This window comes from Shinella sp. R2-11, assembly GCF_055330205.1.
This window is the reverse complement of sequence record NZ_JBVAPC010000022.1, coordinates 1-10,435: the sequence shown is the minus strand read 5'-3', so window position 1 is coordinate 10,435 and position 10,435 is coordinate 1. Positions and strand designations below refer to the sequence as shown.

General features: G+C 49.8%; 10 protein-coding genes and 1 pseudogene. 9 read left to right on the top strand and 2 right to left on the bottom strand.

Annotated features, from left to right (window positions below):
- Positions 1–355 precede the first annotated feature (355 nt).
- The 6 genes from ACZ1A1_RS24875 to ACZ1A1_RS24850 all read left to right on the top strand — a co-directional run bounded on the left by ACZ1A1_RS24875 (position 356) and on the right by ACZ1A1_RS24850 (position 7,055).
- The gene (locus ACZ1A1_RS24875) at positions 356–622 is read left to right on the top strand and encodes a hypothetical protein (protein WP_463622058.1); all 267 of its coding nucleotides are present in this window, start codon (positions 356–358) and stop codon (positions 620–622) included.
- Positions 623–718: 96 nt separating this feature from the next.
- Entirely contained in the window at positions 719–1,330 is a 612-nt protein-coding gene (locus ACZ1A1_RS24870; protein WP_463622057.1) for a hypothetical protein, read from the top strand.
- A gap of 138 nt (positions 1,331–1,468) precedes the next feature.
- The gene (locus ACZ1A1_RS24865; RefSeq protein WP_463622056.1) at positions 1,469–2,557 is read left to right on the top strand and encodes a tyrosine-type recombinase/integrase; all 1,089 of its coding nucleotides are present in this window, start codon (positions 1,469–1,471) and stop codon (positions 2,555–2,557) included.
- Between the two features lie 365 nt (positions 2,558–2,922).
- Positions 2,923–5,346 carry a hypothetical protein gene (locus tag ACZ1A1_RS24860; protein ID WP_463622055.1) on the top strand — a complete coding sequence of 808 codons (2,424 nt, stop codon included), beginning with the start codon at positions 2,923–2,925 and terminating at the stop codon, positions 5,344–5,346.
- A gap of 250 nt (positions 5,347–5,596) precedes the next feature.
- Positions 5,597–6,034, top strand: a complete 438-nt coding sequence (locus tag ACZ1A1_RS24855) for a hypothetical protein (protein WP_463622054.1) — start codon at positions 5,597–5,599, stop codon at positions 6,032–6,034.
- A 418-nt stretch (positions 6,035–6,452) separates the two neighbouring features.
- The gene (locus ACZ1A1_RS24850; RefSeq protein ID WP_463622053.1) at positions 6,453–7,055 is read left to right on the top strand and encodes a hypothetical protein; all 603 of its coding nucleotides are present in this window, start codon (positions 6,453–6,455) and stop codon (positions 7,053–7,055) included.
- A 33-nt stretch (positions 7,056–7,088) separates the two neighbouring features.
- On the opposite strand, the gene ACZ1A1_RS24845 is transcribed toward ACZ1A1_RS24850, so the two are convergent.
- Positions 7,089–7,352, bottom strand: a complete 264-nt coding sequence (locus tag ACZ1A1_RS24845) for a helix-turn-helix domain-containing protein (protein ID WP_242219866.1) — start codon at positions 7,350–7,352, stop codon at positions 7,089–7,091.
- A 95-nt stretch (positions 7,353–7,447) separates the two neighbouring features.
- Here ACZ1A1_RS24845 and ACZ1A1_RS24840 point away from each other — a divergent pair, with 95 nt between their 5' ends.
- Entirely contained in the window at positions 7,448–7,792 is a 345-nt protein-coding gene (locus tag ACZ1A1_RS24840; protein WP_463622052.1) for a hypothetical protein, read from the top strand.
- 52 nt (positions 7,793–7,844) lie between these two features.
- Positions 7,845–8,807, top strand: a complete 963-nt coding sequence (locus ACZ1A1_RS24835) for a hypothetical protein (protein ID WP_463622051.1) — start codon at positions 7,845–7,847, stop codon at positions 8,805–8,807.
- 73 nt (positions 8,808–8,880) lie between these two features.
- Here ACZ1A1_RS24835 and ACZ1A1_RS24830 read toward each other — a convergent pair whose 3' ends face one another.
- Entirely contained in the window at positions 8,881–9,924 is a 1,044-nt protein-coding gene (locus ACZ1A1_RS24830; RefSeq protein WP_463622050.1) for a COG3904 family protein, read from the bottom strand.
- Positions 9,925–10,072: 148 nt separating this feature from the next.
- On the opposite strand from ACZ1A1_RS24830, the pseudogene ACZ1A1_RS24825 reads away from it, so the two are divergent.
- Positions 10,073–10,435 (top strand): annotated as a pseudogene (locus ACZ1A1_RS24825) (substrate-binding domain-containing protein); the annotation flags it as partial.

Genomic DNA, 10,435 nt, shown 5'->3' with positions numbered 1-10,435 from the left:
GATACCCGCCATGGTTGAAAGACCTTACTGAAATCACACTTTTACAATAATATCAGTGGCTTAGCAGGATTCCCAAGCTTGGTCTTCCTTGGAATTTTAGCTCGTAAATATCCCAGAAGTTGCACCAGTTTTGACAGGAATGAGGCTCTTTGTAAGTCGTAATTTACGCATTGTATTGAAGCCATTCTTACGCGAACTGCGTCGCACCGCCGCGGCACCAGTAATCGCCCACCTTAATCCAGCGTGGTCTTCCATAGGATACGGCGTCTACCGCTCGATTGGGTCGGCTGAAGGACCGCGTTGTCTGGGTCGATAACTGAGGGGATCTTCGTCTCATCGAACAAGGAGAGACGATATGACGAAGGCGAAAAACAACGAAGCCGTTCCTGCCGACAAGGCACTCATTGCGGAAGCAATTGCGGAAGGGCGGAAAATGATCGAGGCCGGTAAATCCAAGATCGATACCGCGCTGGCAATCTATGAAAAGCTCGAAGGAATGGAGCAGGGCGTGATCGTCAAGGCCTTTGTCGAGGGGGCTACGCTGACAGAGAAGGGTGCCCTGACCTACTGGTACAATTGCCGGCGGCGTCTTGCAAAGGAAAGACGAAACAAAGCTCGCTGACTTTTCGTCATTCACTAAAACACAGCTTGTATGTCCGTGTCGTCGATACCATTTACCAAGAGTTTCAAGCTGAATAGGGAGTAATGGAAGCAATATATGACTGAAAGAGCATGCAGCGAACTGGCCAGCAACGAGCGCCGAAAAGAAGAGCTACACGAACTAATTTTACAGAACGTTGAGGCGTTGTCTTTTCCACTAACCGAATGGGAGGCGTTTACCCTTGTCGAGATTCTCGCCCTACCGCGGATTACTGTAAAGCGACCACCAGAAGAGGAGTTGTTGGCCGCTGGGATGCTTCCGTATGATTGTCATGTAAACTGTGCCATACAAGAAGCAAATGATCCAACTAAGAGGAGCCGCCATGTTTGGGGATGGTTGATTCATGGCTCCGATCTCATTTTGCATTCTGTGATAGAAATGCGTGGGCAATGGCTTTGTTTAACGCCACAATTGGTCCGTGCGCCTTCATCGTTCCAATTTATCCCTGATCCATTCATCGAGTGGCGAGAGACAATTGATGGGGATGCAAAAGAGGCATTTCGTGGCGGAGTAAAGTTGCCGATAGGGCTTCGGAAATATCCTGAGTATCATCTTCGAATGAGAGATCAGTTCCGCGACTTAGTGGCCTCGGGGATGTCAGTACTCGATGCCCGGGAACTGGTCGATGCCACATTGGGCGCCGAGCTTAGGAAGAAAGTACCTATCTAGCTTTCGGAGTTGCCAATAGATCGCATACTCACGATCGGTAATTACGTCCTTTGAGCTGAACGATCATGATGGCGCGAGTGCCGTGATCCGCGTTGCCCCAACTTAAATCAGCCGGGAAGCCTTCTACATGGAGGCAATATGTCATTGGTAAAACGCGGAAATTCCAAGTTCTGGTATGTGCAGTTTCAGATCGATCATCGAACGATAGTCCGTTCGACAAAGACGACCGACCGCAAGGTTGCCGAACAGGTCGCGGCGAAGATTCGGGCTGATGTCCATGCTGAACTACTGCTCGGCAAGAAGGAGCAGATCACATTGGAGGTCGCCCTTCGTCGGTTTGCGAATACGAAGGTTGGAACCGCGAACTACCGCAATCTGGAAAGTCAGATCAGGATCGTTCTCAGAGCAATCGACTGCTCGATTTTGCTGATGAAGGTCAATTCCGATACGCTGGAACAGTTTCGACAGAAGCGTCTATCCCAAGGGTGCGGATCGCAGACGATCAAGCACGGAATGAACTGTTTGATGGGAGCAATCCGGCTTGCTCGAAAGAACGGCTATCAATACCCGTCAATCGATGCCCCCTTGATTAGAACAGCAAATTCCAGAGTGCGGTATCTGAGTGTTGAGGAAGAGCGCCGCTTGTTGCGCGAGCTAGATCCGACCCGCGTCGCTAATGGTCTATCTGCAGAACCCTCTCGTCGTGCTGATCGCCAGAAATGGATGCAGGATAACTATGATCTGGTCGTTATGCTGATCGATACCGGCGCGCGCTATAGCGAAATCGCCAATATTGCGTGGAAGGACATCGATCTGAACGACGGTGAAATACGCCTATGGCGTTCCAAGGTTCAAAACGAGAGCGTAATCTACATGACGGACCGGGTGGAAATGATTCTTCGCCGTCGCCGGAGGGAGAGCAACGGTCCGACCGTCTTTGCCAACAAGGCGGGGGAGAGGCGAGGATATTCGGCGATTGCTATCCGCAAGGCGTTCCGTCGCGCCGGCCTGGATGATTGCACGATCCACACACTTCGGCATACGCACGCAACGCGCCTTGTTCAAAACGGGCTGTCCATTCAAGAGGTCAAGGCCGTGCTCGGTCACACCGATATCCGAACGACAATGCGATATGCCCATCTTGAGCAGGCTGTGGTTACTCGTAAAGCGCGTGACATCGTGAATGCCCTCAACGCGGCCAATTTCTCTGCTGAAGGTAGAGCGTAAGCATCTCAAGCTTATTGCCTAGCGTGAGTTACATTGGGAATCTGTTGGTAAGACGCCGGCATCTTTGCGGTGGGAGAGTTTCCTTTGCATTTAACGCCTACGAACATCTTCCAGATACCTGTGCGCGAGAGCTGATATCAGTTGATAGAGCTAAAGACTGCTTGGGGGCCCCGAGCTGAATAGCTGGATCAGGGGCTGCGGGTCGACGGAAGCGGCCACTCATTTTTGACTGCCGACGTACTCTATCGACCTGGCTCTGCCTTTCAAAAGCAGACCGTTACTTTCGTTTTTCGTTCTATTCGGCTGGCTACTAACTCAGTGATCTACTAGCTTTATATCGGAACGAATTAGGAGGGGTGTACGTTGTGTCGCGTTTGAGCGCTGAAATCCGTCTCCGCCCTGTGCGGTTTGCATTTATTGTGAACCCTTTCGACATGATTTCACTTACCAAAGTTTTTCAGATCAATACCTGCCTATGGGGCGGGAAATTCAATCCAATTATCCCAGCTATAAAGAAAGTTCCGCCGTGGTGGAGCCGAGATCATAAATCAATCGAAACCGCACAACAGATACTGGATGGATACATAGATTTCTTTGAGCCTGACTTTATAGTAGAGGCTACCGATGGTCTCGGTGTAAACTTGGGATTTGAAAAAGACAAAATTATTTCAGTCAATGAAATTCTAATTCGCGCAAATGACGGATCTGAGCGCGGATATGGTCTAGACGTATTCGATCTGTACCGCGACCTTTACGAAGCCGAATACAAATTCGCCCGTCGCCACGAACACCGAATTATTCGCACCAAAGCGAAAGAGGAAAATATGCAAGCTTTTGTGGCGTGCATGTTCGGCGACTTTCCACAAAGTGCGGATCACGGCTATTTTTCTAAGGCATTTACAGAAGCATTTGAGCCAAAATCAATTGAACTCGACGGATCTGCATTTGCGAAGCTGTACGTAGAAGGCGGGCAATCACCACTCTCGGTCGGGCATTCCAAAATTGAGATCGATTATAATGAGCGCACTGACCCTGCGCTTTTTGTTCTAGATGCACACAAACCGGCCGATCTGATCGACTATTGGAATTTGCGGGCTATAAAGCGCGATCTTCTGCCGATTCCGGTGCAATGGGTTGAAGACCTGTCAAGTTTTGCCAAGGATTTCATTGCACGAAACTATAGACCGCTTACCGGGAACCCTAACGGAATTATGATCCAACCCAATGTGATGTTCGCGAGGTCCATACCAAGTTCAAAAATTGATCAGCTTTATGATGACTACTTCAGAGTTGATATACAAGGGGATAACTATCGGCAGGATTGGTATCCGGCTTTTTGGCAACCAGCATCCTATCATTATTCTCGCCCATCTAGGTCAATCCTTGCCGCGGATAGAAAGTCAATTGACGTTAATATTGATCCTGAGAAACCGGACATTCGTTTGGATTCACTTCAACCTAAGTTTGCGGAAAAATACGGAAACAAGAACAGATGGGTAAATGTAATAACTCTTAGGGAATGGGCCCCTGGCGGGCAGGTAGCTACCTGTTTCCCAACCGATTGTAGGAAGCCTATGCCGGCCCGATACGCTTTCGGGAGGCATGATCTACGGCACAGTAAAGAAGGCTTTATCGCATCCTGCGAATATTATTCTTCGCCGCATTTCTTGCGGTTGATTGATGGTACTCGCGCTTTTCAAGAATGGTTCAAAACTGAGGGCATCGAATCTATCCCATCCAATGCTGGATTAGCGGCTCAGCAAATTATCCGAATTTTGGGTGGCCTGCGTGGTGCCCACAGTATAGCCCATGGTGATATTGTTAAACTTCTTGATGGCGTTTCGCGCAGACCACATTCTCGATGCATCCACCATAAAGAGTTTGAGAATAAGATTAAGAGTGCGAGTAAAGGCCAAATCTGGCGGGGCAGGGAGTTTAAGTCTTTGGTCGAGAACAAGGCTGTGGAAATAGGCCTTGAGTTAAAATGCGCCAAATGCTCAAGCTGGAGTTGGCAGCCACTTGACAAGTTGGGTTACCCAATCGAGTGCGGACTATGCCTACAAAATTTCAGCTTTCCGGCAACCGACCCCAATAACGGTCAGAACTCGCGCTGGTCCTACCGCCTTGTCGGCCCCTTTGCATTACCTGACTATGCGCGGGGCGGATATGCCGCTGCGCTCGCCTTGCGATTTTTTGCTGTTGCGCTGGGTTTTGGTAGCGATGCCAGAATGACTTGGTCGACTGGGCAAGAACTTGATTTTGGTGTCGAAGGAAAAATCGAAGCCGACTTCATGTTCTGGCACCAGCGAACCGAAATTCTCAAAAATGACTATCCGACAGTTACGGTCTTTGGCGAAGCCAAGAGTTTTGGACGCGAGGCGTTTGAACAGGCGGACATTGAGCGAATGAAGCGCCTTGCAATCCGTTTTCCGGGATCAATCTGCGTGTTTGCGACCATGAAAGAGGGAACCTCGCTTAGCGATGCTGAAAAATCCAGGCTGCGCAAATTCTCTCAGTGGGGGCGGGAATATGTTTCGGGAAGACGGTTTTCTCGGGCACCGGTTATTGTCCTGACCGGAACAGAGTTGTTCACAGCTCACAATCTCAACTCGACTTGGGAAGAGTGCGGTGGTCGTCGCGCTGCCTTCGTCAAGCAAGGCGTGACCCGAACCGAAAATCTGCACACTTTGGCCGATCTGACGCAGCAACTTTATTTGGGCATGGATCCATATAGTGAGTTTTTGCGGGCGAAGTGGAAACTCCGCCGGGAGCGAACTGAAAAATCATAAACAAGCTAATTGGATAAGATCAGCAGTAGTTTGACCTAAAGATGCATATTGTCAACTTTCGTTAACCAGCCGTTCTGGCAATGTCTGCAACAGCCAGTTAGCCATGAAGCTGAACGTTCAAATGACGGTGCGTCGGGCTGCCAACTGAGGAATCTCCTCGCTAGGCGGGAACCTGGCCAATCATCGTTTTGGCTTTTTGGTGGATGTGTCGTCCGTTGACTGTGAATGGCGATGGGCTGACGAGGAGTTGATGACGTCAAGCCCTCTCGATTTCAACTGTGATTTTCGCCGCGCCACATCACAAGAAGTGGTGCAGATTGACCAAATCCTTCACCAGGCCATCTTTGAGATATACGGGCGACCTAAAGGCGACCGCTCCTTCACTCAGTCGCTATTCTTTGCGGAAATCGCTGTCGTGGGCTCGGAGATTATCGGAGTTGCCGCGTGCTCAGGCGAGGCATTGACCTGCCTCTATGTTTTGGAGCGCTTCAGGAATTCAGGTGTTGGAACGTGCCTTTTGCACAACGTGATGCTCTCTGGTGTGAAGGCTGCAATAATCCCTTCAGGTAACTTTCGGGCGCTGACATTCTTCGAGCTCAGAGGATGGCGCTCTCAAGGTGAAACCGTAATCGATATTGGCGGCGAGAAAATGTGGGGCATTGCTATGCGATATCGAAAAGAGAATTAACAAATAAATATGGAATAGTGCGCGAGCATCAACGCCTTTGGCCTAAATGAAAAAATAGGCTCGAACTAACCACCTTACGGCTATCCTCTGCGTTCTAATTCGATTCGTTTGCACATTTTCATCCTACCTTCCGGTGGGAGTATATTGTGTATATTGTTATGTTTAAATATTATTAAAAATAAACTGATTATAAAAATGGTTTTATTGTTTGTTTATATAAGATATAATTATAATTTAATATTTTTGGTTTATATTATTAAAATCAGCGGCTTTTCCCACATATTAGTGCGGCCTTTTAAAAAAAAGAACAAAACATGAACAATACTTAATGAAGTGGAATGTAATTTCAGTTAAGTTAGATAAGGTAATTGGGTCGACAAAGCGGACCTTTATAAGAATTGAAATGGAAAAATGAACAATGAATAAAATGAAAAAATCTGAATATAGTGAGGAACTTGTTGGGTGGATGAGGGATTTAATCAAGGAAAGATATGAGGCTGAGAAAGCTGCATATCAAACATTTGAGAGTTATCTAATATCCAATTTCTACCTCGTAACACTGGTCTTTAATCAGGGTAAGATATTACAAAAATACAATGATGAGGATCAGCAGTATGCAATTGGCGAGGTTGAGCTAAAGCAATTCCGTCATCTGTATAATCTGGTTTGTCGAGAGGCATTAGGAAGAAAATATAATAAGGTTGAAAACGCTGAAAAGCCTCTGAGTATTGCTTGTATTGATGCGAATGGGTCACGCTACTGGAGTGAAGTGGGTGACTTGGATAACATCCATGTACATTCTGTCTGGCTTATGAACCCTTCAATGAAGGGGTGCTTCGATAGGGTTGTCAAGAATATGATAGAGAAATCTACCGGTGCAATTGATATCGAGAACGTTGATGTTAAGCGGTATACCGGTGAGGTAGATAAAGTAATATCATATACAATGAAATTTGATGCATTCGCTAGGGATAGTGATGATATAGGGGTGACATTTCATATACTTCCAACGCCTGTTTGATGGTGGAAAGTATATACGTTGTAACGGTATCAATTATTTTGATTTTCGCCGCCCTGGTCTAAGCGGTGATGGCTTGCTCTCACTGTCTGCTGGCTGAATGAACAACTGGGAAATGTGCACTTCGAGTGCGTTGGCCAATCGGGCGAGGATTGCAACAGTTGGGTTGCGTTTCCCTCTTTCTAGATACCCCACATAGGCCCGTTCGACCTCAGCGATCAAAGCCAAATCGTCCTGAGAAATTTTGCGCTCAACACGCAATCTCCTGAGATTCCAACCGACGAGCTCTTGCACTTCCATGTGCAACAGCAATCACTTGCGCTTGAACAAAACCACGTAATATAGGACCATAAATTGAAGGCGAGATTGCAGCTCGCTGTAACGTGGAGAACGAAATGCAAGAGACCCCATCGGTGGCGACAATCGAATGCCCCTACTGCTCGGAAGTGATCAATGCGAAGTCGAAGAAGTGCCGTCATTGCGGTGAAATTCTCGACCATCAGATGCGGGAGCTTGAGCTTCTGAAATCGCAACGGAACAGCCCGAACGTGTTTATGAATGCTGGCGGTGCAGCGGCTTCGGCGTCGTCTGCGTCGTCTTCATCTTCGGGAGCGGAGGGGAATCTGTTGCGCCGATTTCCGCATTGGATCCACATCCTCATAACCATCGTGACGGGTGGGCTTTGGTTCCCGGTATACCTGTTGATGTACCTGTTCAGGAACAAACGGTATTACTATTGAAGGTGGAGATCACCCGTTGAATGGATCGCTTCCTTCGTGGATGCCGTAGTCCATGGTTTTACAGCACGTAATTGATGCAAACCCCAAACCCTCTCCCGTTCCCGATCTGATTGAGCACGTTGCGGGAGAGTTCGCTCCAGCGGTTATGGCAATCTGGGGAAGCGGCGATGTTGGTGAGTATTTGACTGCAACATCCACTCAACGCCACGTTTGGCATGCGGCTCTTGCGGCAAGTGATCATGATTGCCCGCCAACCCGTAAATGGCTGACTGAAAACAGGCGAAAGGTGATCCTTAAACGAGCTTACGGAAGCTATCCATCAGGTATGGTTCGTTTGCTTTCAAGGCTTGGATCCCGTGCGGAAACGAGGGAATTCTATCGATCCGCTCATGTGGCGCTCAGCCGTGGGGATATGCTGACGAGGATATTGCAGCACTCAAAAACAATTGATCCTCACGTTGTTTTTGCAATTGCCGAACTGCCAACTGATTTGGTCAGCGTTCGGATGACCAGCCATTTGTTACGAAAGGGTGTTTCCGCTTGTGAAATCGCAGAAATGTCCTGGCTGGTGAAGCGGGTTGTCGAAGTGTCAAGGTCGGTGGCCATTTTGAATTTACTGGCCAGTTCCAAGAACCCTGTAGTCACGGTGCGCAAGGCAATTGCCTGTCTTCCGTTTCCCGCTCCACCGTGGAAGGCGGACGGATTGATCCCGGTACAATCGGCGGAGGAGCTTTCCGATGTGGCTCGTCGTTTAGGGAACTGCCTGAGTGATCACGATATTTTCTATTCGTCTTGCCTCGATGTTCAGTCCGGGATTGCATTCTATTTCATCACTCGATCAGCCAAGCCGCTGTTGTTGAAGTTCACCAAGTTCGGTGGCGTTGGCTGGTATCTTGATGAATGTCGTGGGGAGGGGAACCGTCCTCCTACTAAGGAAGAGATTGAGCAGATCAGCAGCGTTCATTCGGATATCGGGAGCGTGTGGTGCCGAAGGCTGAGCTATGAAATGCGGTAGGGATTCCTCGGATTCCTAGCTGGAACCTCCAAGGCAACAAGGGAAGGATATGAGGTGTTCAAGATAGATATCGCTATTTCAGAGCGGCCAGCGGAGACGAAGGGGCCAGCGCATAATACCATGGCACCCAGTAAGAGAAGCCATCGGCACAGTCGCCGATCCGCATTCCGTTGAAATCATCTGCCGAACATATGGCAAGAGATTCAACCGGTAGCCGACTGCGACTGACCAGGCAGTGACGATCTTCCATGCCTCCGGTCTGAATCTTGCTAAAAACTTCGACCTTATCGCCACGGTTATACGAGACCAGGTCCTCTTTTCCCTCCAGATAGTAAGATAAAGAGTCCATTTTGCTGGGTTCGTCACTTAGCCAAGCTTGGAAGTTGAGGCATGCACGGACCGCCCCTTCCCGTCCCACTAACTCGCTACCGCGGATACCCTCAAGCTGGATGTTCCAGCGCGCAGCCTTCTCCACCGTGTCCACCACTGACAACTCATCCGGTCCCATCGCCAACATTTGAGCGAGCAACGAACTGGAGATCATCGGTTGAATATTGAAGATTGAGCGCGATGAGCCAAAGGAGATGAAGTCGCTGATCACAATGCTACTCAGACGAACGAGGTTTGCAGCCTGTTCTCCGTTAATTGTCTCATCGCGAGCGAGATCGAAATACGGTGCATGAAAGCCGAGCTTCCCGTCGACATGGAGGTAGCGGCTGACGGTATCGCTCTCTGCTCCGTTTATCCGTCCAGCCATGAAGATCAGGGCACAGGCTGAGAAGCATTCGCTTTTTGCGTTAATGCGCGTTGTTAGTCCTCGATCATGCACCTGCTGGGCAATCTCCCGGCCTGCCATATAGCTTCCGCCAGGGCTGTTGAGACAGACAGCGCGGTCTGATGAAATGCCCTCACTGCTTTCGCTATCGCTCACCACGAAGGTTTTCATTAGTTCGATAAAGCTTTCGGCGTCGCCAGAATTGAGGAGCCCATTTATCCGGATCGCACATTGTCCATTGCCGCTCACGGTCTCGATGTCTGCGCTCTGCGCCGGTAGTGCGCTTATCGCCAGCGCTGTGATCGCTGCCGCACCGGTCAATTTGACAATGTTTTTCCCCATTCTTTTCCCCCGTGCATAAGTCAACTCCTGAATAGCTTAGCTTATGACCGGAAACCACACGCAAGGTTGCGAATGGCTGCCGGTCAAACGCCGGATTAAGGGGCGACAGGTCGGGCTGCTCCCCTAGCGTGGGCCGAATTACTCATCCATTGCCGCCTACCGAGAGGCCCTCGAAGCCGCCGGCCTTCCGTTCGACCCCGCCCTCGTCGCCCACGGCCACCTGACCCCCGCCTTCGGCCGCGAGAACGTCCTTGGCATGTCCGCCCTGCCGAACCCGCCGACCGCCTATATCTGCGCCAACGAAGCCTCGGCCCTCGGCGCCTGTTCCGGCTTCCACGAACGCGGCCTCGTCCACGGCCGCGACGCGGTGATCAACGCGACCGACGACCTCAATGTCAGCCAGTACTTCGCCCTTCCCATCACCACCTACTACCTGCCGATCCACGAACCGAGCGAACTGCTCGGCCGATACATCCTGCGCCGCATGGAAGGCGAGCCCCCCGAGGCGCTG

What these genes read in the sequence shown, in the direction of transcription:
- ACZ1A1_RS24875 (WP_463622058.1), top strand. Translation starts at nt 356, where the DNA reads ATGACGAAGGCGAAAAACAACGAAGCCGTTCCTGCCGACAAGGCACTC.
- ACZ1A1_RS24870 (WP_463622057.1), top strand. Translation starts at nt 719, where the DNA reads ATGACTGAAAGAGCATGCAGCGAACTGGCCAGCAACGAGCGCCGAAAA.
- ACZ1A1_RS24865 (WP_463622056.1), top strand. Translation starts at nt 1,469, where the DNA reads ATGTCATTGGTAAAACGCGGAAATTCCAAGTTCTGGTATGTGCAGTTT.
- ACZ1A1_RS24855 (WP_463622054.1), top strand. Translation starts at nt 5,597, where the DNA reads ATGACGTCAAGCCCTCTCGATTTCAACTGTGATTTTCGCCGCGCCACA.
- ACZ1A1_RS24850 (WP_463622053.1), top strand. Translation starts at nt 6,453, where the DNA reads ATGAATAAAATGAAAAAATCTGAATATAGTGAGGAACTTGTTGGGTGG.
- ACZ1A1_RS24845 (WP_242219866.1), bottom strand. Translation starts at nt 7,352, where the DNA reads ATGGAAGTGCAAGAGCTCGTCGGTTGGAATCTCAGGAGATTGCGTGTT.
- ACZ1A1_RS24840 (WP_463622052.1), top strand. Translation starts at nt 7,448, where the DNA reads ATGCAAGAGACCCCATCGGTGGCGACAATCGAATGCCCCTACTGCTCG.
- ACZ1A1_RS24835 (WP_463622051.1), top strand. Translation starts at nt 7,845, where the DNA reads ATGGTTTTACAGCACGTAATTGATGCAAACCCCAAACCCTCTCCCGTT.
- ACZ1A1_RS24830 (WP_463622050.1), bottom strand. Translation starts at nt 9,924, where the DNA reads ATGGGGAAAAACATTGTCAAATTGACCGGTGCGGCAGCGATCACAGCG.